The sequence below is a fragment of the Alteromonas sp. BZK5 genome (genome assembly GCF_014349115.1).
Lineage (GTDB): Bacteria > Pseudomonadota > Gammaproteobacteria > Enterobacterales > Alteromonadaceae > Alteromonas > Alteromonas macleodii.
In genome coordinates, this window is the sequence record NZ_JACSOE010000052.1 from 1 (window position 1) to 25,400 (window position 25,400).

General features: G+C 46.2%; 21 protein-coding genes. 6 read left to right on the plus strand and 15 right to left on the minus strand.

From position 1 onward, the window contains the following. Positions 1–30 precede the first annotated feature (30 nt). The 13 genes from BIZ39_RS14440 to BIZ39_RS14500 form a co-directional block, all read right to left on the minus strand. Positions 31–1,260, minus strand: coding sequence for a porin (locus tag BIZ39_RS14440; RefSeq protein ID WP_014980250.1), 1,230 nt, complete (start codon positions 1,258–1,260; stop codon positions 31–33). A gap of 281 nt (positions 1,261–1,541) precedes the next feature. Then, the gene (locus tag BIZ39_RS14445) at positions 1,542–4,028 is read right to left on the minus strand and encodes a TonB-dependent receptor (protein ID WP_187447314.1); all 2,487 of its coding nucleotides are present in this window, start codon (positions 4,026–4,028) and stop codon (positions 1,542–1,544) included. A 120-nt stretch (positions 4,029–4,148) separates the two neighbouring features. After that, complete coding sequence (locus tag BIZ39_RS14450; protein ID WP_187447315.1) at positions 4,149–5,915, minus strand: insulinase family protein; 1,767 nt, start codon at positions 5,913–5,915, stop codon at positions 4,149–4,151. A gap of 74 nt (positions 5,916–5,989) precedes the next feature. After that, entirely contained in the window at positions 5,990–7,150 is a 1,161-nt protein-coding gene (gene pqqE, locus BIZ39_RS14455; protein WP_187447316.1) for a pyrroloquinoline quinone biosynthesis protein PqqE, read from the minus strand. Next, a complete protein-coding gene (pqqD, locus tag BIZ39_RS14460; protein WP_187447317.1) occupies positions 7,140–7,529 on the minus strand; it encodes a pyrroloquinoline quinone biosynthesis peptide chaperone PqqD in 390 nt (129 codons plus the stop codon). The genes pqqE and pqqD overlap by 11 nt, the downstream gene beginning before the upstream one ends. Further along, positions 7,529–8,284 (minus strand): pyrroloquinoline-quinone synthase PqqC, encoded by a 756-nt coding sequence (gene pqqC / locus BIZ39_RS14465; protein WP_156086923.1) that lies wholly within the window; start codon positions 8,282–8,284, stop codon positions 7,529–7,531. Before pqqC ends, pqqD begins: the two co-directional genes overlap by 1 nt. Before the next feature lie 2 nt (positions 8,285–8,286). Beyond that, positions 8,287–9,207 (minus strand): pyrroloquinoline quinone biosynthesis protein PqqB, encoded by a 921-nt coding sequence (gene pqqB / locus BIZ39_RS14470; RefSeq protein WP_156086922.1) that lies wholly within the window; start codon positions 9,205–9,207, stop codon positions 8,287–8,289. Between the two features lie 72 nt (positions 9,208–9,279). Further along, a complete protein-coding gene (pqqA, locus tag BIZ39_RS22630) occupies positions 9,280–9,351 on the minus strand; it encodes a pyrroloquinoline quinone precursor peptide PqqA (RefSeq protein WP_071953288.1) in 72 nt (23 codons plus the stop codon). A 104-nt stretch (positions 9,352–9,455) separates the two neighbouring features. Beyond that, positions 9,456–11,315 carry a leucyl aminopeptidase gene (locus BIZ39_RS14480; RefSeq protein ID WP_156086921.1) on the minus strand — a complete coding sequence of 620 codons (1,860 nt, stop codon included), beginning with the start codon at positions 11,313–11,315 and terminating at the stop codon, positions 9,456–9,458. Then, complete coding sequence (locus tag BIZ39_RS14485; protein ID WP_156086920.1) at positions 11,312–12,094, minus strand: ABC transporter permease; 783 nt, start codon at positions 12,092–12,094, stop codon at positions 11,312–11,314. Before BIZ39_RS14485 ends, BIZ39_RS14480 begins: the two co-directional genes overlap by 4 nt. Beyond that, positions 12,094–12,816 (minus strand): ATP-binding cassette domain-containing protein, encoded by a 723-nt coding sequence (locus BIZ39_RS14490; RefSeq protein WP_156086919.1) that lies wholly within the window; start codon positions 12,814–12,816, stop codon positions 12,094–12,096. The genes BIZ39_RS14485 and BIZ39_RS14490 overlap by 1 nt, the downstream gene beginning before the upstream one ends. Next, a complete protein-coding gene (locus BIZ39_RS14495; protein WP_187447318.1) occupies positions 12,807–13,784 on the minus strand; it encodes a PQQ-dependent catabolism-associated beta-propeller protein in 978 nt (325 codons plus the stop codon). Before BIZ39_RS14495 ends, BIZ39_RS14490 begins: the two co-directional genes overlap by 10 nt. Continuing rightward, positions 13,781–15,130: a hypothetical protein gene (locus BIZ39_RS14500; RefSeq protein ID WP_262385777.1), complete on the minus strand. Its 1,350-nt coding sequence runs from the start codon at positions 15,128–15,130 to the stop codon at positions 13,781–13,783. The genes BIZ39_RS14495 and BIZ39_RS14500 overlap by 4 nt, the downstream gene beginning before the upstream one ends. Positions 15,131–15,314: 184 nt before the next feature. On the opposite strand from BIZ39_RS14500, the gene BIZ39_RS14505 reads away from it, so the two are divergent. From BIZ39_RS14505 to pedF, 3 genes are all read left to right on the plus strand, one after another. After that, positions 15,315–16,223 carry a substrate-binding periplasmic protein gene (locus BIZ39_RS14505; protein ID WP_187447320.1) on the plus strand — a complete coding sequence of 303 codons (909 nt, stop codon included), beginning with the start codon at positions 15,315–15,317 and terminating at the stop codon, positions 16,221–16,223. A 294-nt stretch (positions 16,224–16,517) separates the two neighbouring features. Further along, complete coding sequence (locus BIZ39_RS14510; protein WP_014977357.1) at positions 16,518–18,305, plus strand: PQQ-dependent methanol/ethanol family dehydrogenase; 1,788 nt, start codon at positions 16,518–16,520, stop codon at positions 18,303–18,305. 295 nt (positions 18,306–18,600) lie between these two features. After that, positions 18,601–19,098, plus strand: coding sequence for a cytochrome c-550 PedF (gene pedF, locus BIZ39_RS14515; RefSeq protein WP_014950662.1), 498 nt, complete (start codon positions 18,601–18,603; stop codon positions 19,096–19,098). Between the two features lie 135 nt (positions 19,099–19,233). On the opposite strand, the gene BIZ39_RS14520 is transcribed toward pedF, so the two are convergent. After that, on the minus strand, positions 19,234–20,166 hold the full coding sequence (locus tag BIZ39_RS14520) for an AEC family transporter (protein WP_049588469.1): 933 nt from the start codon (positions 20,164–20,166) through the stop codon (positions 19,234–19,236). A 184-nt stretch (positions 20,167–20,350) separates the two neighbouring features. Here BIZ39_RS14520 and BIZ39_RS14525 point away from each other — a divergent pair, with 184 nt between their 5' ends. The 3 genes from BIZ39_RS14525 to BIZ39_RS14535 all read left to right on the plus strand — a co-directional run bounded on the left by BIZ39_RS14525 (position 20,351) and on the right by BIZ39_RS14535 (position 23,607). Continuing rightward, positions 20,351–20,980, plus strand: coding sequence for a GGDEF domain-containing protein (locus tag BIZ39_RS14525; RefSeq protein WP_187447321.1), 630 nt, complete (start codon positions 20,351–20,353; stop codon positions 20,978–20,980). 105 nt (positions 20,981–21,085) lie between these two features. Beyond that, complete coding sequence (locus BIZ39_RS14530) at positions 21,086–22,204, plus strand: adenosylhomocysteinase (RefSeq protein WP_187447322.1); 1,119 nt, start codon at positions 21,086–21,088, stop codon at positions 22,202–22,204. 197 nt (positions 22,205–22,401) lie between these two features. Beyond that, positions 22,402–23,607: a M24 family metallopeptidase gene (locus BIZ39_RS14535; RefSeq protein WP_061487004.1), complete on the plus strand. Its 1,206-nt coding sequence runs from the start codon at positions 22,402–22,404 to the stop codon at positions 23,605–23,607. Positions 23,608–23,633: 26 nt separating this feature from the next. Here BIZ39_RS14535 and BIZ39_RS14540 read toward each other — a convergent pair whose 3' ends face one another. Further along, on the minus strand, positions 23,634–25,337 hold the full coding sequence (locus tag BIZ39_RS14540; RefSeq protein ID WP_187447323.1) for a protein adenylyltransferase SelO: 1,704 nt from the start codon (positions 25,335–25,337) through the stop codon (positions 23,634–23,636). Positions 25,338–25,400: the final 63 nt, after the last annotated feature.

Below are 25,400 nucleotides of genomic sequence, written 5' to 3' on the forward strand. Positions count from 1 at the left end.
GTTAAAATATGACTGATTTTTAATTCTAAATTAAAAGAACACAGTGCCACCTAGTTGAATTAGGGTTAAGTCTTCTGCGCTGTTATAAATTCCTTGCGCAGATTCTGAACCATCAATATCTAAACTTAGATTTTCGTATTTCGCGTACACCAAGAAGCGCGATCCAAAATATTGTTCTGCTGCAACGCCCCACTGACTAAGCTCTGAGCCGGTAACGCCATCTAAATGAGCCATGCCGTATTGGTCGTTATAACTGGCATATTCAGCATAGAAAGCAGAATCACCAAAGCGATTAAACTGTTTTCTTATGCCTGCTTTAAAGTAATAAGCATCTGTATCGTCACCCGACCCAACAATCGCATCGTCAGCTTCTTCCATCTGATAAGTGGCTACCCCAAATACTCCTGACTCAATATGCATGAGCCCTGCTTGCAGTTGCAGCGTAGTTGAACTGTTGCCCCCAACATTGCTACCGCCATCTTTATTCACTGAGTAACCTGCATGAAGGTTAGTTTTGAAGCCTTCGTGCTCAGCCGCATACTTAACCGCAATATCGTAAATTTCGTCGTTTGCATAACCTACTGCAATACTCACGTTGCCCATTTGAGGGAGATCGTAGCGCACGCCGTTGCGATATATACCGTTACAGTCAATACCAATACCCAAGCCAGGCGTAGCTAAGCACTGAGCAAATTGACCCCACGCGACATTGGTTGAACCTTCTTCTACGCCTCGAATAAAGAAGCCATTTGCTCTAAATAATGGAGAAATTCCCGACCAGATTGTGCCAGAAGGATCGGCTAGAACGGCAATGTTATCGGTGGGAAGGCTTTGTAAACCAATGGTGATTTTACCCCAGTCGCCACCAAAGTAGAGGCTACTGCCCAACAGGCCTATGTCGCCGCCGTTGAAGGTGTCTAAGTTATCCTGATTGGCAAACAAAAGCGGGGTTTGATGGCCACCACCGGCGTAGTTGGGTGCGCCTGAAAGAGGTTCAATAATGACCTCAAAGCCCACGTCCATGCCTTGTTCTTCCAGTTTATAATTCCCTGAAAGCGTAATACGGCTGCCTAGCGTTGTACCGTTGTCTGAAAGTTGTGCCACATCACTACCCACACCGTCGTCGTAATAGGTTAAGCCTTCATTTATCCATCCAGAGATATTCCATGAATAGGGCTCGTCTTGGGCAAAACTATGGCTACTGACTGTGCTTAAAATGGCAATAGATAAACAGGTTTTTGTAAATGTATTCTTTTTCATTTTACTGTCCCAATATTGGTAGTGTTGATTAATTACAGTGGCTTTTTGTTTTTATTTTTGACTGGTTTTAATGCTTTCGGTGTCCAGTAAATTGATAATAGGTTCTATTGAATTTTGAACCATCGGCCGTAAGGCGTGTTAATCTCCTTCTTTAGTAGCGGGAAAATTAAATGTATAAATGATAAAAAACGCGACTACTGTGAAAAAGTAAGTCGCGTTTTTTTGATTTTTTTGCAGCTTTTGTGTGGATAAAAGCGCGTGTGGTAACAACTGCTATCTGATTAGAATCTCGCTTTTAGATTTACACTGACCATTCGCGGTTGTGCGGGGCCCACGAACTCTGCACCTTCTACATCGGGATAAATGTCTTCTAATACCTCATCAGCCTCGCCATACGTGCCAAAGGTTTCATAGTCTTTGTCGAACACATTGTTCACACGTAGCGATGCGGTAAATGTGTCGTTGAACCGGTACGATGCATAAATGTTTGCAATAACGTATCCGTCAATCTTTTCATTTTCGTTAGCCTCATCGCCCCTAAAGTACTGACTAGATGCTGAAATGACTTCTGCCCCCAAACGCGCTTTATCCGTTAAGGCGTAATCTGCGTAGAGCTTGACTAAATGCTCTGGCTGGCCTGGAATTTTGTCACCTGGCGTTACGAGTCTGTCTGGACCCTGAGGGTTAAAGGGGCTAAACGACGTGAATGTGGATTCATAGGTTGCGTTAAGATAGTTGTAGTTTAACCGGTAGGTTAGTTTTTCCCACGTTGATCCTACGCTGAATTCAACGCCCTGACGCTGGGTTTCATCAACGTTAATAAAGTATCCGCGAGAGGCAACAGCGCCTGCTTGTTGGAAGATAATGTCGTCCTTACTTCTACTGTGAAAAACATTTAGCATCAGGTCGATGTTATCAATGCGTGTGGTGTAGTTCGCTTCAATAGTTTGGGTGACCACCTGATCAAGAGGAGGATCGGCCACAAAACCGTTCGGTAAGCGGCACGGGTCGTCTTCATCTGCACAGCTTAACTCTGCAGGGCTTGGCGTTCTTGAAGACTGGCTGATTGCAAGATTCAACTGGCTTTGCTCATCTATAGTAATGTCTACCCCTACCGCTGGGTTAAATTGGGTAAAACGGTGATTGCCGTCCAATGAACCTTCACCGTCATCAATCAGGTCTTCCATAACAATATGGTCTCGGTTAAAACGTCCACCAAGATTGAGTGATACGGCTGAAGAGAGCTGTGTACTATTCATAAAAAATAGCGACCATGCGGTGGTGTCTACATCTAATCTAACTCTGGCTTCTTGTGCCATGAGCCCGTCGATGGGTAAAACAGTGCGTGAGTCGTGTGCAGATTCGTTTTCCAAAATACCAAATGTAGTATCAGCGGCGTAGTTAACATCTCCTTTGGTGTAGCTGGCACCAACAATTAGCTCTGAACTGAAGCCGCTTAAGGCATATTGTTTTGCTAGCTGAAAAGATAACCCAGTAGCTTTGGCGTCTGTGCGGCCCGTGTTGTATGTACCATCAAGTTCATCTGCGTCCACATCTGATATTTCGGCAAGCGCGGTGCCGTCATCAAAGCCAATAAATTCAACCGCTTCTATATCGTCGCCTTCTCCTACAACAGGCAAATCATCATCGTCGTCGCCATCATCATCACTATCAAGCGGAGCATCATCATCGTCGTCATCATCTTCAAATTCACACAGTGTTACGCGTCCATCAGCGAACTGGCAGGCACCAAAATCACTGTCATCGCCGTTGATTGATTGAGTTTGTGTGTCGCGATAAAACATATTGGCGGTTAAAGATAAGGTGTCAGTTAAAACGAAATCACCGGTTATATTAACGTGCGTAAGTTCGTTGTTGGTCTGATCGGGGTGGGTGTAGACCGCTTCTCTTCCTTCAATATCCAGCAGTTCAATAGGTGATGCACCATTGCCGAGTAACTCGTTATCGGCCATAAACAGGTTCATGTCGAGATGCATTTTGTCACTTTTATAGGCAAGCGATGTAAAGACTTGCTGCACTTTAGATGGCGAATAGTCGCGCCAGCCATCTTCCTCATAGTGATTCAGGTTCACATAATACGCCCAGTGATCGTTATGACCACCTGACTCCACAGACGCGGCTTTCTGGCCGAATTGTCCAGCCTGTAAATCTATTTCGTTGGCGTTGAAGCTAAACCCTGTTTTCGTTCTTAGCGCAAGGGCGCCGCCTAGCGTGTTTTGGCCAAACAGAGGGTTTGAACCAGAGTACAAAGAAGCGGTATCTATAGCATCTAGAGGCATTAAGTCCCAATGCACAGTATCGCCAAACGCTTCATTAACCCGACCGCTGTTCAAGTACACCGAAATGCCCTGAGGTAGACCAAGCAGCGGAGAGGCAGTAAACCCGCGGTATTGCAGATCAGGTTGGAACGGATTGTTTTGAACATCGTTTAGGTTCACGCTTGCCAGCTGAGTTTTGAGTAGCTCCGGTAGTGAACGGTTGACGCTCCCTTCAATATCGTCTTGAGTGAGTGTCTGAACATTACCAAATACGGCAGAGTTATTGCTGTTGGCGCTAAGCGGCGTCGCTCCCTGCACCTCTATAACCTCGTAGTGGTCCAACGCATCGTTAGCTTCTGCAGCAGAGCTAAACGCATAGGTTACAGCGCTTGCAATAATCGCAAGAGCAAATGGTGAACGGGCAAGTTGATGTGTTGGGGATTGTGCAACGTTTTGGCTAGAGCTTTTAGTAGAAATTCGCGTAGGCATGGTCTTGACTGCTTCGTTATTATTTATACTTTCAGTATTGCCTTAACCATTCCCTAAAAATATCCTCCTTAAGGGGGAGGAAGTATCATAAATTGGTAGCAGTGTTTTTTCCCGAATTCCCTACGAGACAATTGATAAAACCTTATGACACCAGTTTTCACGCTCTGTGATATTTGTATCGCTGGCACCAAATAGAAAAAGGTTATTTTCATAGGTTGCAGCGCCCAGTGCGTAGCATTCCCCCGAGGTTCTTGGTTGCCAGAAAAGGTGGTGTGCCAGCACCGCTTGTAGTCTTGACTGTTGATAGAACGCGATGCGATACACCCAGTGCGAGGCCAAATAACCAGAATCAGAATTTAGATAAGCCGACTCTAGAGTTATTGAGGGCGATGGAATGGAAAACGGCGTTAAGTGCGAAGCAATGTGTTCAGCGTTAAAGCGTTTCAAATTGGTGGTCTTGTTGGCGAGTGGCCGCAATAAACGTGGAAGTGCAGGCAAGTGCTCTAACGCAATAAAATGTCGGTATTTAGAGGTAAGACGCGGTATTAAAAGTGACTGCTCGCTATTGGAAGCGCTGGCTTGCGCGGAAAAGTCTTTGCGTGCCTTTCTAATCCGCTCGAGAGCGACTGACTTTTCTGGTGAAGGTAGAGCCCTCAGGTAGGAGTGCGATACCTTATTAGCACTCGCTAAATAAGTGCTTTTGGTGGCACAATCTTTGGCGGCACACTTGTTAGAACCCAACGCATCTGTTAGTTGCGCAAAATAGCGAATAGCCGCCCCCACACCCTCTGCGTGTTTATCAGTGTCTGGCATTGGCTTTGAAGGTTTAATATCAAATGAGGCAAGACACGCGGATACCACATGTTTTAGTTGTCGCAGCCTTTTATCATAATCATCGCTCACGAGCTTGTGTGTAAGATTTTGTGAAAGCTTTGGAAGTGCTTCTATCGAAAGCTCGCTTGCTACTTCCTTCATCGCTTCGTTTGTGACGAGGCGAATTGCAAAATTGCCTTGTTGATTGATTTCGGGGTCGATAAATAAAGTGTTTTCAAGGCCTGCTACGGTGCTAAGTGTTGCTTCTTGCTGTAGTAAACCCTTTAGAAAGCACTGAGGAAACCACCAGGTTAATACATGCCTTATTGATTCGTTTTCGCCTTTTGTCGTTTGCGCATCAAGAGAGGCTTCTTTGTCTAAATGTGAGTGTTCACGTTGAGATGCGTGCTGACTCAGAGAGGCGTTTCTGTTCAGTGTTGATTCTTCGCTCAGGGCTGTTTTTTCGCTCAGGGCTGCTTCCACGCTCACGGCTGTAACAACCTCCTTGCACTGTTCAAAAAATTGGGCTGAATTACTATAAACCAGCGTGGTGATATTGCTTGGCTGATACCACTGGCGTTTGTAGTCTTGAAGCGCTTGAATGCTGTTGCTGCCTATGGTTTGTGTAAAACCACCCGCGTGTTGATAGGCATTTTTATTGGTATCGGTTAATCGAATAGCGGCGTTTAATGCATAGTCGCTGTTTGCCTCTAGCATGGCGAGCTCGTTAAAAATAACCCCGTCACGCTCTATGGTAACCTCATCGTTACCGTAATCCCGGTTAAGCAGGCCACAGTACAGGTAATTTACAGCATCAAGCAGCACGTTCGCTTTTTCAGACGAAGCGAAAAAGAAGGTGTACTCGGCGAGTGTGGTAGCGTTAATAGTAACAGGCAGAAGTGTATTGGCCGTAAAAAGTTCGTGGGCAGTTGGGTATTGGTGAGAGCGTCGAAAGCTGATGTGCTCAGCTAAGTGAGACAACCCAGTGTGGCCTGCTGCAGGGGTTTTTAGCGCAAAAACAACGCTATGCACTTTTGACCCAGAGCCGGCATCAATGAAATGAAATTCAGACATACACTTTTATCATTGCGGTTTAACGGTATCTCTTTTTGTTTCGTACTTATCGCAGCCCATTTATTTCCTAGTACTTACCTCGTAGCACTTACTTCTAGGATGGGAATCGGCTTTTCCACCTTCCGATACTGTAGTGCCTTCGACGGTGCAGTACCTGCTTTATCGGTAATGCCTTTCATCAAATGGTGATCGGGCGACTTGCTGCAAACCGGATCCGTCTTATACATATCACCTGTTAGCAGGTAGGCCTGACATCGGCAGCCGCCAAAGTCTTTATCTTTCTCATCGCAGTCCCTACAGGGCGACGGCATCCAACTATCGCCACGAAAATGATTAAAGCTAAAGTCTTGGTGCCAAATATCGTGCAATGAACGTTCTTTCACATTAGGAAAACGAAGGGGTAATATCTTTGCACTGTGACACGGAAGGGCACTGCCATCTGGCGTTACGGTTAAAAACGTTGTGCCCCAGCCATTCATGCACGCCTTAGGGCGAGATTCATAGTAGTCGGGCGACACAAATATGAAGGTTGGCCCTTTACCGTTTTGCTGCGCGCGGTAGCGGTTCACTGCGGCTTCAGCTTCCTGTAGCTGCTGTGAGGTAGGTAAAAGATGGTCTCTATTTTCATAGGCCCAGCCGTAATACTGCACGGTAGCTAGCTCGACAAAATCAGCGTTCAGCTGCTCGCTGAGCGCCATCACGTCTTCTATTTCGTGAATGTTTTGCGCGGTAATACAGAAGTTAAGCACCATAGGATAGTTGTATTGTTTTACTAGCTTCGCAATTTTAAGTTTTTGTTCAAATGAGTGACGCTTGTTGCCTATTAAGTCGTTGACTTCAGCATTGGCTGCCTGAAAGCTCAGCTGAATGTGGTCAAGGCCGGCTTCTTTGAGTTTGGCAATACGTTTTTCTGTCATGCCAATGCCAGAGGTGATCAAGTTGGTGTAAAAACCCAAAGCCCGCGCATAAGCGACTAAGTGCTCTAAGTCTTTTCGAAGCAATGGCTCTCCGCCAGAAAAGCCCAATTGCACGGCGCCCATTTCCCGCGCTTCACGCAGCACACGCTCCCAATGCTCAGTAGAGAGCTCATTAAATGTTTCTTCCATGTTTACTGGGTTAGAGCAATAGGGGCAATGCAATGGGCACTGATAAGTAATTTCGGCTAGGAGCCACAGCGGTGGCGTTATGCTATTTGGTTCGTCGGTTTGTAAATCAACGTCTGTATTATTCGTCATAGCGGATCCACTTCTTTTGCTCGGCATGGACCAGAAATGCATGAACATCTTCTTCTAAATCTTCAGGTGCATCAGGGAACGCCTGGCGAAGCTCAGCACAAATGGTATTTTCCGTATTGCTGCCATCTATTCGCTTAAGAATTTCTGCCGCAGAAGGATTAAGTTTTATCATTCCTTCGGGGAACAACAAAACATAACAACCCTGAGCTTTCTCGTACTGCATGCGAAAAAGCGGATTTAAAGAAGCTGTTTTGTCTCTTGTGCCGCTGTCCTCGTTGTTGTGACTGCTGCTATTTTCAATGTTATTTTCCACGTTATCAGCACCGACGCTATCAGCATCTAAGTGGTGTTCGATTTGTGATTGTAAATTCGACATCATTAAAACCTCCCTTTATGGCACACCCGCTGGTCGGCAATACCATCAAACGGCTTTCTCTTGTATTCATAGGCAAAGCAAATGGCATCAGCAATGCTCCACAAAATATCAATTTTGAACTGCAGTATATTGAGCGCATGTTCTTGCTGTTGTCGGGTAACAAAGTGGTCAAGGGTAATCTGCAGGCCATGCTCTACATCACGGCGCGCCTGACTTAACCGCATTTGAAAGTAGGTAAAGCCTTCACTATTAATCCATGTATAGTGCCCAGGCCAGGTATCTAATCGGCTTTGATGTATTTCAGGGGCGAACATTTCAGTTAACGATGAGCAGGCAGCCTCTTCCCACGACGCACGGCGGGCAAAATTCACATAGGCATTTACTGCAAATTTAACCGCTGGCAACAGGTGGGTTTCATCAAGTAGTTCACTGCGGTTCAAGCCTACCGCTTCGCCCAACCGCAACCAGGCTTCTATGCCGCCCAGTCCGTCTTCACCTTCCCGTCCATCATGATCGATTATTCGTTGGATCCAGGTTCTGCGAACCGATTGATCTTCGCAATTCGCTAAAATTGCCGCGTCTTTAACCGGTATTGCCATTTGATAATACAGTCGGTTGGCCACCCAGCCCTGAATTTCATCAACGCTGCAGTGTCCTTCATTCATACGTTTATGAAAGGGGTGATGAATATGGTAGTAAGCGCCTTTTTCTCTCAGTTTTTGTTCGAATTCTTGTCTAGACCATGCGTTTTCTGTCATTACTACACCTCAATTTCCATACCGTCGTAAGCCAATTCAATGCCTTGCTCACACAGGCTGTGATAAGCACTGGAATCTTCGTCAAGCACGCGATTTGTGTTGTTGATATGAATTAGTACTTTACGCTTAACGTTAAATTCATTTAGCAGCGCAATGGCTCCGCCCTTTCCATTAACCGGCATGTGTCCCATATCAGTGCCCAGCTTGTTGCTAAAGCCGTGATCTATCATTTCTTCATTGGCCCACAGCGTACCGTCAAATAGCACGCAGTGAGATTCGCGCATTACTTGTTTTACTGTGTCGTTTGCCTGCATACATCCCGGCGCGTAAAAAAGCACGTTGCCCGTGGTGTCGTCAGTTATCTTCAGGCCGATATTGTTGCCCGGCACAATGTTGTCGCGATATGTCGAATAAGGGGGCGCATTAGACTCTAGTACCACAGGTTGGAAAGTCAGGCCTTCTGCCCCCTTTGGTACAAAGCGTTGATGATAATCGGTATTAATTGAATGCTGCTGTAGTCCGCCGTGCCAGTGTTTTAATACGGTAAAAAGCGGGAAGCTGGTGGTTAGGTCTTCGGCAACAACATCGGTACAATAAACGGGAAGGGGTAAGCCTTCGCGCAATGTTAGCAGGCCTGTAGTATGGTCTATTTGACTGTCGGTAAGCACAATTGCGCTTATGCGTGTGCCGCGAGAAACATGGGCGTCGGGCCACAGCTGCGGGTGGCTATTCATCTGCTCCCGTAAATCGGGGGAGGCGTTAATGAGCACCCAATTTTTACCATCACTACTGACAGCAATGCTCGACTGTGTTCTGCCTTTCGCCTTTATTTTACCTTCGCGTAAACCCTTACAATTTGGGCAGTGGCAGTTCCATTGCGGAAATCCACCCCCGGCGGCAGCACCAAGAATCAATACGTGCATAACAACTCCATACTACAAGTAAAAAAAGGCTGCGTCGGCAGCCTTTTTGTTCATCATCCCAGAGGGCGTTGCCTAGCGGTTATTGATGTAAAGAGTTACTTCAAAACCAAGGCGCATTTCTGTGTATTGGGGTTTAGTCCACATAATTGTTCCTCTTCTTTATGATTAAACGCATGACTGAGTATATGTTGAATATGTGTTAACAGATATCCTCCTAAGGGAGGAGAACTGTCATGAATTTTGATGATTTATTGATTATTTTTGATAGCACAGCTGCTTAAGTAAGATAACAGCAGAGGAATAGGGCGGCCGGTTGCCGATAAAGATTTGGTGTAGGTAAAAGCGGTTCCTGCCACATCGAGGTGAGCCCACGGGGTGCCGTCAGCAAAGCGAGAGAGAAAGCAGCCTGCCGAAATAGCACCGGGAGAGTTTATACCCGTATTCATCATATCCGCGTGCTGAGAGGTAATGGCGTCTTGATATTCTGGCCAAAGTGGGAAAGGCCAGCACCTGTCGTTAGCCAGTTCACCCGCTTCAACTAACGCACTTTCAAGCGCTGGAGCGTTGCTAAAAAGCGCAGTGGCTTTGTGCCCCAGTGCGCTAATGGCCGCGCCGGTTAGGGTTGCAATATCAATAATAACCGAGGGGGTGAACTGTTTCGCGTAGCTGATTGCATCGGCCATAAGCATACGCCCTTCTGCATCGGTGCTCATGACTTCCACGGTTTTTCCTGAGTGCATAGTGATAATGTCACCCGGGCGATAGGCTTTGCCATCAATCGCATTATCGGCGCTCGCCACAATACCAATAATATTTATATTTAACCCCAGCGTGGCAACCGCCTGAATGACGCCCAATACACAGCCAGCGCCTGCCATGTCGTAAATCATATGGCGCATATCAGGGCTGCGTTTTAACGTTATGCCGCCGCTGTCAAACGTTACGCCTTTGCCGATTAACACTACCGGCGGTGAATTCTCTAAACCTTTGGCTGTATAGCGAAGAATAGGCATGGTGGCAGCAAACTGTGAACCTGCATTTACCGCTAAATACCCGTTCATGCCTAACTGCTTTAGCGCACTTTCATTGAGGATATCGCAAGACACCGTATTAAAGGTTTGCGCCAGATGCAGAGCTTGTTCGGCCAGATAATCTGGCGTACATAAGTTGGCTGGCATGTGGGCGAGATCTTTAGCCCACGTCATCGCGGCATTCAGGGCTGATTCATAGCGGATAGTGTGTGAAACGAGACGCTTTTGTGCTTTATTAAAATGCTTGGCATCTAATGCAAGAGACAGCGTGCCCCTAATATCAGTTGCTTGGTTAATTGCTTCATTAGTTGCGGCGTTTTTTTCAACACTATTTGCGTTGTTGTTGTCGTCGCGGGCTCGACTGCTAGAAACCGAACGATTATTCGTCTTATAGCCCTTAAAGTGATAGCCGTGCTTGAAATAGCTTCTAAGTAGCGCACTCAGAAATGGTGAGTGGCTCGCAATGGTGTTAACAGGGTCGCTGCTTACTGTTTCAGTGGTAGAAAGCGCCATTAACGCCAGCTTTTCCAAGGTTACCGACAAGCTTTTAAGCTTTTTAAACAATGCATCGAACTGCTGTTCTAAGTAGCGAAATGCTGGCGCGTTAGTTTGCTTCAAGTCACTAGTGCTTTTCGAATAAAACGCGGAGTTTGAATCGCTAGCGTAGCTTGAGCGGTTAACCATGGAAGGGTCATTAGTTTTAGATAAAGTCGAGGCACAGCTAGAGACGTTGGGTGCATCTGACGCTTCAAAAAGCGCAAAATCGACACCATAAAACAGTACCCGTTTTACTTCAGCTAATGGTTGGCTAATTTTGTTTTTTCCGCTGTTTTCAGTGTCTGAGATGTAACTTGTTTTAAACGCCTTAAGGCCTTGTACTAATACACATTGGCCTTTATTTCCTGCAAAACCTTCATCGTCAAAAACCTGCTCAATGTATGTCTTAGCGGGTGTTGAAAAGTGAAAGAGTTGGCTCGCTAATAACTCGGGCGTAGTTAAAATAAGTAAGCAGTCACTATCGTCTAACGTTTCAACTTTATTGCTTTCATTAGCCCAGGTTAGGTTTGCTTTTATCACGAGAAGCGCCCTTTTGAGGCTTTGGGGCGAAAGCTTCTAACAGCCAAAATAAAAGTGATAGCCGTAAGACAAAGTACAACGGCTAGCGCGTTGTGTTCGAGTTTTTCATAGAGCGCAAATCGCAGTAATTCTACGCCGCTACTAAAGGGGTTAAAGGCGCAAATCTGATACAGCCATTCGCTGGCCTCACGCATTTTCCAAAGCGGGTATAGGGCGCTTGATAGAAAGAACAACGGGAAAATGACAAAATTCATGACCCCGGCAAAGTTCTCTAGCTGCTTAATATAGTTTGCCAGTAATAGTCCTAACGAACCTAAAAACAATGACAGTAGCGCAATAACAGGCAACGCATAAACGTATCCCAACGCAGATAGGCGTACATCCAGTAAAAGCGCAAAGGCAAAGAAGATGTATACCTGAATAGCGCTTACCAAGGTGTTGGCTATAAGCTTGCTGCCTAGCAGAAAAGGGCGGGGAACCGGGCTTAACAGCAGTACTTTCATGCTGCCCATTTCTCTGTCGTACACCATGGACAATGAACTTTGCATATTATTAAAAAGCACAATCATGGCGGCAAGCCCAGGTACAATGTACTCTTCGTACAAAATATAACTCTCGTAAGGCTCGGTCATTGAAAGACCGAGGGCCGAACGAAACCCTGCGGCAAAAACAAATAGCCAAAGCAGCGGGCGCACCAATGCACTTAACAGGCGTGTACGTTGCTGCCAGAACTTCAGCATCTCTCGGGTAAGTACACCCACAAAACAGCGCCAATACATCAGGAGCCTTCCTGCATCAAATGCTGCCAAAGGTGCTCAATATCCTGTTGATGATACTTGGCTAACAAGGCTTCACATTGGTCGTGGGCTAACACTCGTCCTTTTGATAAGACTATCAAGTTGTTGTTGTGCTTCACTTCTTCAAATAAATGCGTGGCCCATAGTACACTTACGTTTTGCGAATGAGCGAGTGCTTGTACTACCCGCAAAATAAGATGACGGGATTCTATATCTAAGCCAACGGTAGGCTCGTCTAATAGCAGCAAGGATGGCTTGTGAATAAGGCAGCGAGCTAACTCGACCCGACGTCTGTGCCCGCCATTTAAGTTGCGAATTTTTGTGTTGAGCTTACTCGTAAGATCGAGCTCGTCGAGCAGGCCTTGAATATGAGATAGCGCGCAAGTGGTAGTTATGCCGTGGAGCGAAGCAAAGTAGGACAAATTTTGTTTTACCGACAGGTCGATATCTAAGGTACTTTGCTGAAATACCACGCCCATTTTCGCCATAATACTTGTGCGAGATTGAGACAGGGTAGCACCATCAAAGGTAATGCTGCCTTGCGTGAGTTTTTGAAGGCCCGTAATAAGCGCAAATAAGGTACTTTTGCCTGCGCCATTTGGTCCAAGCAGCATGGTTAAGCCTGGTTTTAGGCAAAGGCTTATATTGTCCAGCGCGTGGTGGCCGCCGTACTGATGTGAAACTGCTTGAACCGCTATTTCCATTTAACCGCCACGCCCCAAGGGTATCGCCCCACTTTTACCGTATGCTCTACGTTTAACGTGTGGGTATTGATGACAGAAACATCACCGCTTACACCGTTAGTGGTCAGCAATAAAGACTGATCTTGGTTAAACGCTAATTGCCACACTCGTCGCCCAACCAAAATGTAGTCTTCCACTTCAAAGGTATCGGTATTGATGACCGCTATGCGATTCGCAGGGCCAAGCGCCACGAAGGCGTAGGGCCTATCTTTCATAAGCACAATACCCACTGGCTGAACCTTGTCGCGATAAACGCCTTTAATGGCAAAGGAAAGGGTCTTCACTTTTTGCTTAGTAGCAGTATCGAAAATACTGACAGTTCCACCTATTTCCGAGCTTACCCAAAGGTACTTGTCATCTCTGGTAAAGTGAGCATCTCTGGGTCTTGCGTCAACCAAGCTATTCGCAATATTTTCGTGCGTTTTGGTATCTATCCAGTGCACCATGTTAGTGGTTTCTGATGTGACGACCATCATGCTGCCGTCGTGACTCACAGCCAGCCCCTCAGGCTCTACGCCTACATCTATCTGAGAAATAACCTGAGCCGTTGGAATGTCGATAACAGTAAGAAGGGCATCGTCTTCATTAGCTGTGTAAATAGTGGTGCCGTTAGGATGTAATGCTATGGTTTCAGGATCTGCACCTGAAGGAAGATCGCCTACTATGGAATGGGTAGACAAATCCATAATTTGAATGCGATCAGCATCAGAGGCACAGATATACGCGTGGGACTGGTCTGCACTTAAAATAAACCCTCGGGGTCGCTCTCCAACCTCGATAGTTTCAACCACATCAAATGTCGTCATATCAATGACAGATAGCGTGTTGTCTTTTTCGTTAGTGACATACGCTTGAGGAAGTGCAAAGGCTTGAGGAAGTGCAAAGCTTGCCATTAAACTGCCAAGCAAGAGTGCAAAGCGATAGCTCATAACTTGTCCTTACAGGTAGTGTGTGTTGCGCCTAATGTGTCCAGTTCGTTGGTTTGGTGCAAAAAGCCTTCAAGGGGCGCATGAGTCACCAGTGCGTCTTCGTGGGCCAGCGCAATAGGCTGACGAAATTGGTGGGTGTAGGGGCGAATAGAAAGGGGACGGCCTTTATAGGCACCCAGCGTGTAGTCGTCGCTAAGCAAGGTTTTAAGTATTCCCTGCTGCGTTAAATCGCTTCCTTGCTGCGCAGCATTTGCCACCGCCGTTACCGCAAGATACGCGGCGAAGTCGACTTCATTCATGTGTCTGTTAAACCCGTCGTTAAAACGGCTTTGAAGCTGACGGGCGCCCCATTGTTCGTGGGTAAAGTGCCAACCTAGTGCTTTTAGGCCGGCAGCGCCTACCACAGGTACGGGATAATAGGTGTTAAAGGGTAGGCTATACGCGAATTGCGCCGCGCTATCAGCGGTAAAAACAGCCTGATAGGTTTCTCTTGTTCGCGTAAATTGAGGAATTTCAGCAAAGGCAGCCCTGCGTAAATCAAAACTGTCCTGCCACTGTTTAGTTTCAACAAGTGAAAGCTTGAATTTTTTAGCGCTGCGTTTAAACGCGGCTAGGTATGCAGCATCGTCAGCGGTTTTTCCGTAAACTGCAAATATCTCGTCAATACGCTTAGTGCGAAACCACTGGGCTAGCGCGTCGGCTTTCATCTGATAACTGGGGATTGTATGAAACAAGGGCAGGCGACATGAATTTTGTCTCAGCAAATCATCGCTATTAGCTACGTTAAAAAATACGGCATTAGGAAGCGTGCTTTGAATATTGGCAATCAACTGCTCAATTGAGGCAGCCTTTACCTTATCACTGCTTCGCATGTCCAGTAGTACAACGGGTGCAATGTTGCCTTGCTGATTGCTGCTTATTTCTTTGTGATTTGCGTTAGCACTTGAACTAGAGTGCTGGCGTGTTTTACCTAAAGAAGCTTGCAGTTCGCCGATAGAAGGCACACTGATTTCAGTTAACTTAAACTGATAACCAAGAAATTTTCCCGTGATATTGGCATCCTTTATCGCCACACTTGCACCAGCTGTGCCCTCATTGCTGGGGGACTTTAAATAGCCTGGTGTGCCTGGTGGAGATGTGCCCGCAACTTTTATATAAATGACCACAATAGTGGCAAGAGAGGTCTGTGGTGCAGCTTGTTGAGCCTGTGAAGATTGCGCTTCATTAAACGCGAGCGCGCTGTTTAAAAACGACAACAGAACGCAGCAAAAAAGTGACGCTACACACTTTTGATAACGCTTACCGGTTAATCGTCTTTCAACCGTGCTTTTTACACCCTTTGCCATATACCACCCCGAGCTCAGCTGCATGCTTTTGCTGATATCTGTTTGTCTGACATAAGGGTATATGGCAATTTTCCCGAAGAACATCCTCCTAAAGGAGGAATGCTATGGCGCTAAAGTAGCATTAGTAAAATCACGCTAACCCCTTAGTATGCTTAAGAAGTTCGATTGAATAAGTGGGTAAGCTGTGCAGTTAGTTAAACCTTTTCGAGTTATTTTCATTTTACTCTGCCTGATAACGGGTTCTGCGCTTTCTGCGTTCGGGGAAGCAAGATCGTTAGACGATATTAAAGACAGCGGTTTAATTAGAATTGCGGTGTACACCGACTATCCTCCATTTTCATTTATTGAAAACGACAGCCCCACAGGTATTGATATTGATATCGCCCGTGAAATCGCGAGCGCCCTTGGTGTTGAGCTAGAACTGATATGGATGACACCAGGTGAAACGACAGAGGACGATTTCAGAAATTACCTATGGAAGGGCCATATAATTCATCGCATTAAGGCTGATGTGATGATGCGCGCGCCTTACGACCCCAGTTTTTCTCAAAAACGTGACGACGTGGGCTTGTTGGTTAATGAGCTCGTTCATATGTTTGCCCCCTATCAGCGTGAAAGCTGGCAAATCATTCACAACACGCAAACCTTGCCCGAAGTGGAAACCATGGGCATGTTTCAGTATCACACGATTGGGGCGGAAATAGACAGCATTCCCCACTTTTACTTAACGTCAGCGTTTGGCGGCCGATTGCGAGAAAAAACATCGCACTATGGTTCAAACGCAGAAGCGATTGACGCAATGAAAGCAGGAACCGTCGAAGCGGTAATGGGATTGCGCTCGCAAATATCCTACCTCAGTCAGTTTGTTGATAATGAGCAATATCGCCTTGCAAGCAACGCGTTTCCGCTCATCGGAAAGCAAAAGTGGGACATAGGACTTGCTGTTCATACTAATTATCGCGCACTAGGCTATGAAATTGGTGATGTAATTACGCGAATGGTGGTAGAGGGTGATATGCAACGGTTATTTGAGAAATACAAAACCATTTATGAGATGCCGCCTTATTTTGCGGGGCAAGAGCTTTCAGAATAAGCGCACTCTGAACAATAGCGTTCAGAACGAAAGCACTTTAGGCAATACTTCTGTGGCTATCAGCTTTATTATCTTAAGCACTGCTATCAGTATTGGAAGAACGCATTACTTTAAAAAGACGTGAAAGCGTAAAGGTGTTAAACAAAAGGGAAAATAGCCCTTCATTCCTCCTCCTAAAGGAGGAGTCAAATCACTCCGCTGTTGCATAGGCATCGACATCCCCCCTAGCTATGCTAATCCTAACGAATAGTCTGAAACAGACCATTTATGGCCTACATGCAACTAGGAACCGTTATGAATAATAATATGCCAATTAAAAAACTTGCCTTATCTATGCTGGTTTGTGCAAGTGCGTTAACTCCTGTCCATGCTGTTGTCACCGACAAAGATATTCAAAATGACCACGTTACCACTGATGACGTAGTGACGTATGGAATGGGCTTGAAAGCTCAGCGCTACAGCCCGCTCACCGCCATCAACCGCGATACAGTAGAAGAAGTACGTCCCGTGTGGGCGTTTTCATTAGGTGGTGAAAAGCAGCGGGGTCAAGAATCGCAGCCTCTGGTAAAAGATGGCGTGATGTATGTAACCGGATCTTACTCTCGTGTGTGGGCCATCGATGCGAGAACTGGTGAAGAGCTATGGCAATATGAAGCGCGTTTGCCAGACGGCATTATGCCTTGCTGTGACGTGATAAACCGTGGCGTTGCGCTTTACGATAATCTGGTCATATTTGGCACCTTGGATGCCAAGTTAGTAGCACTGGATAAAGACACGGGAAAAACTGTTTGGAAGAAAAAAGTTGAAGACTACCGAGCGGGCTACGCCATTACTGCAGCGCCTATTGTAGTTGACGGAAAAGTCATTACAGGGATTTCCGGTGGTGAGTTCGGGATCGTCGGTAAAGTGTATGCTTACGACGCGAAGTCTGGCAAACAGCTATGGGTTAGACCTACCGTTGAAGGGCACATGGGGTACTTATGGAAAGACGGTAAGAAAACCGAAAATGGTATTTCAGGCGGCGCGCCAGGTAAAACATGGCCTGCTGATTTATGGAAAACCGGTGGTGCAGCAACGTGGCTAGGTGGTACTTACGACTCAGATACAGGCTTGCTATTCTTCGGTACGGGTAACCCTGCACCGTGGAACTCTCACCTACGTCCGGGCGATAACTACTTCTCGTCGTCGCGCTTAGCTATCGACCCTAATACAGGCAAAATTGTGTGGCACTTCCAAACCACACCACACGATGGCTGGGACTTCGATGGCGTAAACGAGCTTATCTCGTTTGATTACCAGGAAAACGGCAAGACAGTGAAAGCGGCGGCAACCGCCGACAGAAACGGCTTTTTCTACGTCCTTAACCGCGAAAACGGTGACTTTATCCGCGGCTTCCCGTTTGTTGATAAATTAAACTGGGCAAAGGGACTGGATGAAAAAGGTCGACCTATCTACATTGAAGAAAATCGCCCAGGAAGCCCAGCGCAATCAGCTGATGGTAAACAAGGTGCACAGGTTGTCGCTCGCCCTGCGTTCTTAGGTGGTAAAAACTGGATGCCAATGGCCTATTCCAAGGATACTGAACTCTTCTATGTGCCTTCAAACGAATGGGAAATGGATATCTGGAACGAGCCTACCTCTTACAAGAAAGGTGCAGCGTACTTAGGTGCTGGTTTCACCATTAAATCAGTGAATGAGGACTTTATCGGCGTACTTAAAGCGATTGACCCTAAAACAGGTAAAACCGTTTGGCGCTACAACAACTTCTCTCCACTTTGGGGCGGCGTGTTAACTACAGGTGGTGGTTTGGTTTGGACCGGTAACCCTGAAGGTTATCTTATGGCCTTTGACGACAAAACTGGCGAAATGGTTTACAAGTTCCAAACTGGCTCAGGTATTGTTGGCTCTCCAGTGACATGGGAAATGGATGGTGAGCAGTACATCTCTGTACTATCTGGATGGGGCGGCGCAGTGCCATTATGGGGCGGTGAAGTTGCAAAACGCGTTAAGCACTTCAACCAAGGCGGCACCGTGTGGACGTTTAAATTGCCCAAGCGCTATCAGCAGGTGGCAAAAAACTAACCTTAGCTGAGCAGTAAATAGTTATTAATACATGGCCAGCGCCTACGTGCGCTGGCCTTTTTTTCTTCACCTATTCATTTACCTGTTGGCAAGGTAAGTCTTCATCATTCTTATGGGCATTATTTCGACTCTGACTTTAGCACTAACGTTGAAGCAGCAACGGTAAAGCTTGTACTTTCAGTCGCTATCATTGTGGCCTCCTACCAAAGGAGGAGCCTTTCAAAACCAAAGTAGAGTTACCCCTTATTTCCTCGTACGTATACTTAATTCATAGTCTTTTGAGGATGTATGAATTATGAAAACAAAAATATCGATGTTGTTTGCGGCACTCGTGGTAACTGGCTTGTCTGGCCACGTGCTTGCACATGGAAATGTTATCCCTCAAGGAGCAGATAGCTCAGCTATGCCGCCAATCACTGATGGCGATGAGTCTGAAAATGGCTGGGTGTTTGAAAACCCATATCGAAGCCTTGATGAAGAAACCAAAACGAAGGTCATCAAGTTTGGTGAGTCCGCTTATGCAAATAACTGTGCAGGTTGTCACGGCTTGCACGCGCAGTCTGGCGGAATAAACCCAGACCTTCGTGAACTCGACCCAGAAAGCTTTGAAGACGACGAATGGTTCGTTGAGCGCTTGCGTTTTGGCTCGGCGAAAGGCATGCCTGCACTTGGCGGCATTCCTGAAGGTCAAACCGATCCTATCTTAGACCAAGAGACACTTTGGGCTATTAAAACCTACGTTGAAGCACGTCGCGTTGTGGCTATTGAAGAGGGTGAGATAGAAGCAGATTAGGGCGACGCCTTTTTCGCCGGGTTAACGTCGAGTTACCCGGCGCTTTTCGTTTCCAATAACGTCTAACAACACATCAATAGCCTCACTCTTCACTGTTTATAAACTTAAAATGTGCTTAACAAAGACATATTTTCATCACACTAGCTGTAGTTTACTTAATATTCCAAAGGCGAGGGCGGTAATAGGCAAAGATGCCAATGTGCTCACTGCGATGATACTTGCCGCCAAACGATAATCACCGCCTAAGTTTCTAACCATGACATAGCTTGCTGCAGCAGTAGGTGAAATGGCGAGAAGAAGAACAATGCCCAGCTCCATACCTCTAAATCCAAAAGCATAGGCAAACGCGACTAATATAGTGGGATAAACCACGCATTTACTGGTTGTGCTAAGCACAATGTTAAACCAGTCACTGGAGAATGAGCGGAACTGTAGGGAAGCACCGGTACAAATAAGTGCAAGTGGCAGTGTTAGCTGCGCAAAGTATTCACCGGTTTTTATCAAGGTGGTGGGCAATTGCCATTCGAAGTAAGAGAAGGGGAGCGCTGCCGCGATAGAAAGAATTAGCGGGTTTTTCGCCATGCCAGTAACTTGACCCAATAAAGAACGCGACGCGCCTTGATAAAAATTAAGAACAAAGACAGACAATACGTTAAACAATATAGTAATACACCCCATATAGACCGAGGCTACAGCAAGCCCTTCTTGCCCATAGGTATTGGCACAATAAGCAAGGCCAATAATGCCCATATTGGCTCTGAAACCGCCTTGTACAACCACACCTCTGGCTTTGTACGGATGTACGGTCAGATGAGAGGTAATCATCAGAGCGGCAAAAACAATGAGCGTGCCCATAACCCCAACGCCTATCAGCGATAGGTTGGCGGCTTTAGAAAAGTCTGCTCGCGCTATCGATAAAAATAACAGCGCAGGGAGCGCAACGTTAAATACCAGTTTAGATCCAGCTTCTATAAACCCTTCATTGAGCCATTTAATGCGAAAAAATAGCCATCCCATTAACAGAAGGATCAAAACAGGAATCAGCGTGCTGGTAATAAAACTAAGCATAAAAGATACGTAAGCCTTTACATGTGGAAACGAAACAACACAAAAACGCATTTGTAGAATATTGATGAATTTAACCTATTCACAAACGGTTTTGATAAGCGTAACTTAATATTTATATAAGAAAGGGGTGCCGATACAAAAGCTAGCCCTGTGTTCAAAAGCCCCTATTCAAAAGAATTGATGTATGAAAGCACTTCTTTTATTTATTGGTTTTGTAATAGTTAATTGCTTGTGGGGCGGGCTCTCTCACGCTTACGCTAAAAGTACTGCGTCTTTAGATAAAATGCAGTTAGTTAACGACAAGCTGTGGATGTATTACGAGGAAGGTAGTCAGCTTACTGCTGAAGACATCCTGACTAAATATCAGCAGAATACACTTATAAAAAATACTAATGGGCGCGTTCGTTATGGGCTCACTGGTAACACGGTTTGGGGGGGGGCTGTTGAATTAGATTCATATAGTGTTCTTGTTACTCATATTGCTAAAAATAGCCCAATAAAAGTCGCTGAAGAAATTAAAGGGCAAGTTAGGGGCTCTGACATTACCTTTCGCTGGGGCGGAGAAGAGTTTTTGGTATTTTTGCCCCATACTCGGGTGCATTACGCCAAGCAAATTGCCAAGAATCTCCGCGTACACCTTTTCACCCACGACATCAACAAATTCATACGAGTGACAGTAAGTATAGGTGTGGCAGGAACCTCGCCAGGCGAAGAGGATATAAATGTTCTCATTAAACAGTCAGACCAAGCCTTGTACCTAGCGAAAGCAAAAGGTCGAAACAAAGTGGTGATTTGGGAGGAAGATTCAGAATAAGAGGAAATAACCAATAGGAGAAATAAAGGGAAGTATCTAGCTGATTTATAAATACAGCATTCTCACGTATGATTCTGCTTTTCATTTTCTCAGAGTATCCTTTTCATGTACCAAGATTTTCAAGCAGAGTTGGCGTGGGCTAGCCTTCATATGCCGCGCACTCGTAATGCCATTGCATCACTTCCCGATCTGTCGAACGTTAAACTTGCTTGCAACATGCATTTAGATTTGAAAATGGCGCCTTTGGTTGAAGGGCTACTTTCACGAGGATGCGACATTTTTCTTACCACGTGTAACCCCACTACAGTGCAAGATGACGTGGTGTCTTACCTTGTTGATAAAGGCGCAACGGCCCATGCATGGCGTGATATGAGCGAGGCTGACTGGTCTGAGTCATTCGATAAAGCGCTGGCGTGGCAGCCTACCCATTTGTGTGAAATGGGCGCAGATCTGACAACTCGACTTCACGAAAATATAAAAGCAAATAAACCAGTACCGAGCATTGTATCGGGCTTAGAAGCAACGGGCTCTGGCATTAACCGTTTAAATGGTATGGCGCCAAACTATCCAATATTTAACTGGGATGATTTGCCGGTAAAAGAAGGGCTTCACAACAGGCACATGGTGGGCTTAAGCGCATGGCAAACCTTCTTCCAAACCACTCATCTAACCCTGCACGAACAAGTAGTAGTTGTTATTGGTTATGGTCTGGTAGGGCAGGGCGTTGCTGCCTCGGCTAAAGCGTTTGGGGCACAAGTTCAAGTTGCAGAACTTGATCCAGCAAGAGCGCTTCAAGCGAAGTACGACGGCTGGCCAGTGGTTGATTTAAATGAAGCGGCTAGCCAGGCTGATGTTATTGCCACTGCAACTGGTGCGTATGGCGTGGTGAATTCGAGTCATCTAGACAACATGAAAGACGGAACATTTATTTTAAATGTAGGCCATGTAGCCCAAGAAATTGATGTGCCTTACCTTAAAAACAACGCTACTCACAGTGAGCCAATGCCTTATGTAAATGCCTATAAACTGGGCGATAAAACACTGTATCTTCTAGCCGATGGCTCTATGTTTAACTTAACTGCGGGCTATGGTGACAGCATCAATGCCTTCGACGTAACTTTGGCCGTTATGGCGGCGGGTATCGGCTATATCGTGAATGAAGGCGCAAAAAGCGAAAAAGGCTTGTACTTGCTACCAGAGGCTGCGTGGAAAAGTGCACTGTGAAGCACAGCGAGTCATAAGCGAGTGTTTATCTTTAGGTACGCTGTACAAGCTGTACAAAAGGTCTAGCCATCTCTGCTTATCTCGACATTTCTATTGAATGTTGTACAGTGAGCCCGTTTTAATAAATTCATATTTAAGGCGGGCTGATGACCATTCCAACAGGCAATCAGTCTTGCGCCAGTGTAGGGGCGAAAAAAATGGGTAAAATAATAGGTACAAAAACACCACAGCAGGCTTTAGATAGCCTTGCCAACATGACAGGCGATCTGCGCCCCATAGAACTCTCTGAATACAAAGCCCGAATTGCCAAGGCGCAGCATTATATGCAGGAAAATGGCATTGGTGCGCTCTACTTAAACGCGGGTACTAACTTAGCGTATTTTACAGGTATGCAGTGGTACGCCAGTGAGCGTTTAGTCGGTGCGCTTTTGCCTGCAAAGGGTGACGTTGTATATCTAGCTCCTACCTTTGAGATCGACTCTTTAAACGAACGCAAATTAGTGGAAGGCAACATAATTGGCTGGCAAGAGCACGAGAGCCCATATGCGCTTGTCATAGCTATGCTAGATAAACTAAATACCGCTGGAGGCGATAAGCTGGGTGTGGATGAGTCGACCCAGTTTTTTATCGTAGATGGTTTGAATAAGATGCTTGGCCAATCTTGGCAAATTATTAATGGTGCTGAGGTAACAGCACACTGTCGCATGCACAAATCTAACAATGAACTAGCGCTTATTCAACGCGCTATGGACATGACACTTGCTGTGCATAAAGCGACTGCCAGTATGCTTTATGAAGGTATTACTACTACTGAAGTTGAAGCATTTATTAACGATGCACATAAGAAAGTGGGGGCCACTGGTAACTATTTTTGCATTGTACTTTTTGGAAAAGCCACCTCGTTTCCCCACGGCGTTAAAGACCCTCAAGTTTTAAAGAAAAATGACTTAGTATTGATTGATACTGGCTGTAAGGTGCACGGCTATCTCTCTGATATCACGAGAACCTATTGTTTTGGTGAGCCAACCGATAAGCAAAGAGCATTATGGGAAAGCGAAAAACGCGCGCAGCTTGCCGCATTTAACGCTGCAAAAGTTGGTGTTTCCTGTGGCGATGTGGATAAAGCCGCGCGAGACAGCTTAGCTAAAGATGGCTTAGGACCAGACTATAACTTACCAGGTTTGCCTCATCGAACCGGGCACGGCATAGGCATGGATATTCACGAATGGCCTTATTTGGTGAAAGACAATCCTCACCCGCTAGCATCTGGTATGTGTTTTAGTAACGAACCTATGATCGTAGTACCAAACGAGTTCGGTATTCGCTTAGAAGATCACTTTTATATGACCGAAGATGGCCCGGTGTGGTTTACTGAGCCTAGCGAATCGATTGACTCTTTGTAAGTAAACTAAAATGAAGCTGCTCTTTGTTACGAAGAGCAGCTGTAGTGAGCGATTCCGCCAGCACTGAAAAATTCAAGTGGGCGCAGCTGGTAGTACTTATTCTCTACCTCTTTTGATTGCTCATCATAAGGCGCAGTAAGTATCTTCTGAAGTTCGTGAATTGGCGTAAAGTCACCTTTCTCTGCGGCTTTATAAGCAGGCACAATTAACCATTCGCGCCATGTGAATTTAGGGTTTGCTTTGCGCATATTCTCTGCGGTAGCAGCAATAGCGTTTGTAACATCACCTTGTGCTTCGGCGTCCTTTTCAATGCGCTCACGCCACGTTTGTAGCCATGCTTCCCATTCTGTCAAGACCTCTGCTTTAGGCGGGTAGTAAAAGCTTTTCGTCAAGCTCGCCATATCTTCTGGTATTGACGATAGCTCTCGGAAAAACAGATTGTAGTCCACGCCTGTGCGCAGCATTAATTGCAGCAGCTTAATCAGCAAGTCGTGGTTGTAGCCGGCAATGCCAAGCTTTGTTGCCCACATACTCTCCATGGCGCGTTCCATCACGACAGAAAAACCGTCGTTGATCTCGTTAAGCTTGGAAAGCTGTTCACTGTTGCCTTCAAGTAGCGGCATCAGTGAGCGACAGAACATATCAAAGTTCTTTTGTGCAGCAATGGGCTGGTTTAAAAACGAGAAGTGACGACCGCCGCCTGTCCAAGGTTGATAGTCTGCTTCAAAAAATTCACAAAAGCCGAATGGCCCATAATCCAGCGTAAAGCCTCCTGCGGCGCAGTTATCGCTATTAAAATTACCCTGGCAATAACCGACGCGAACCCAACCAGAAACAAGACGCGTTAGCCGGTCTCGAAATAGTGCAGCCAGCGTTACCACTTGCTCTTCAAACGGCGTGGTTGTGTCAATATCACTTGAGTACTCTCGCTCAATAAGGTGCTTAACAATGGCTTCTAGTTCGTTTAACGCTTCGCTGTGTTCGTTGCAGCGAGCTCGCCTAGCAAAAAGCTCTATTTGGCCTACGCGCAAAAAGGAGGGCGCCACGCGGGTGGATATGGCCGTTATATTTTCTACCATCACTTCAGGTTCATAGGAATGAGACCCTTCGCGATACCACGGCCTGTCTACCGTGTCTGATTCAGATATAAACAAGCTCAGCGAACGTGAGGTCGGAATGCCAAGCGCATGCATGTGCTCTTGCACTAAAAATTCGCGCACGCTTGAGCGCAATACGGCGCGCCCGTCTGCGCCGCGACAATAAGGCGTGCGACCAGCACCTTTTAACTGCATTTCCCAACGCTTGCCGTTTAAAACTGCTTCAACGATAGAAATTGCTCTGCCGTCGCCGTAGCCGTTACCTGTTCTAAAGGGGCATTGCTGTGTATACTCCGTACCGTAAATAGAAAGTGCGTAGCCGGTTGCCCAGCCGAAGGGCTTCATTGGTGCAGGTACATCCGACATGTCCCCTGAAAACAGCTGGGTGAAATCTTTAGATGTTGCCAAGCTATCGTCTATGCCTAATTCGGCAAACAGCGTTTCGCTATGAGCAACGTACGTCGGTGCAGTTAATGGGGTCGGAGTAACTGGCACATAGTGACCTGAAAACACTTGGCGCGGGTTATGGTCGTCACCATCGCACGTCGACTGCGGGTCTGGGGTAAGGGTATTCAGCAAAGAGTAATCTACGTACTTTGCGAATTCATCTAGTGTTTTGATACGTTCTGTCACTATGCCTGCCTATTTCACTGAATGGGAAAATCTGTTTGCGAGCATCGAGGCTCAGGTTACTTT

Excerpts from the sequence above, each read along its gene's own strand:
- BIZ39_RS14510 (WP_014977357.1), top strand. The coding sequence starts at position 16,518 with ATGAATAATAATATGCCAATTAAAAAACTTGCCTTATCTATGCTGGTT.
- pqqE (WP_187447316.1), bottom strand. The coding sequence starts at position 7,150 with ATGACGAATAATACAGACGTTGATTTACAAACCGACGAACCAAATAGC.
- BIZ39_RS14525 (WP_187447321.1), top strand. The coding sequence starts at position 20,351 with ATGAAAGCACTTCTTTTATTTATTGGTTTTGTAATAGTTAATTGCTTG.
- pqqD (WP_187447317.1), bottom strand. The coding sequence starts at position 7,529 with ATGATGTCGAATTTACAATCACAAATCGAACACCACTTAGATGCTGAT.
- BIZ39_RS14500 (WP_262385777.1), bottom strand. The coding sequence starts at position 15,130 with ATGGCAAAGGGTGTAAAAAGCACGGTTGAAAGACGATTAACCGGTAAG.
- BIZ39_RS14450 (WP_187447315.1), bottom strand. The coding sequence starts at position 5,915 with ATGTCTGAATTTCATTTCATTGATGCCGGCTCTGGGTCAAAAGTGCAT.
- BIZ39_RS14445 (WP_187447314.1), bottom strand. The coding sequence starts at position 4,028 with ATGCCTACGCGAATTTCTACTAAAAGCTCTAGCCAAAACGTTGCACAA.
- pedF (WP_014950662.1), top strand. The coding sequence starts at position 18,601 with ATGAAAACAAAAATATCGATGTTGTTTGCGGCACTCGTGGTAACTGGC.
- BIZ39_RS14490 (WP_156086919.1), bottom strand. The coding sequence starts at position 12,816 with ATGGAAATAGCGGTTCAAGCAGTTTCACATCAGTACGGCGGCCACCAC.
- BIZ39_RS14440 (WP_014980250.1), bottom strand. The coding sequence starts at position 1,260 with ATGAAAAAGAATACATTTACAAAAACCTGTTTATCTATTGCCATTTTA.
- BIZ39_RS14495 (WP_187447318.1), bottom strand. The coding sequence starts at position 13,784 with ATGAGCTATCGCTTTGCACTCTTGCTTGGCAGTTTAATGGCAAGCTTT.
- BIZ39_RS14520 (WP_049588469.1), bottom strand. The coding sequence starts at position 20,166 with ATGCTTAGTTTTATTACCAGCACGCTGATTCCTGTTTTGATCCTTCTG.
- BIZ39_RS14485 (WP_156086920.1), bottom strand. The coding sequence starts at position 12,094 with ATGTATTGGCGCTGTTTTGTGGGTGTACTTACCCGAGAGATGCTGAAG.
- BIZ39_RS14535 (WP_061487004.1), top strand. The coding sequence starts at position 22,402 with ATGGGTAAAATAATAGGTACAAAAACACCACAGCAGGCTTTAGATAGC.
- BIZ39_RS14530 (WP_187447322.1), top strand. The coding sequence starts at position 21,086 with ATGTACCAAGATTTTCAAGCAGAGTTGGCGTGGGCTAGCCTTCATATG.
- pqqB (WP_156086922.1), bottom strand. The coding sequence starts at position 9,207 with ATGCACGTATTGATTCTTGGTGCTGCCGCCGGGGGTGGATTTCCGCAA.
- pqqC (WP_156086923.1), bottom strand. The coding sequence starts at position 8,284 with ATGACAGAAAACGCATGGTCTAGACAAGAATTCGAACAAAAACTGAGA.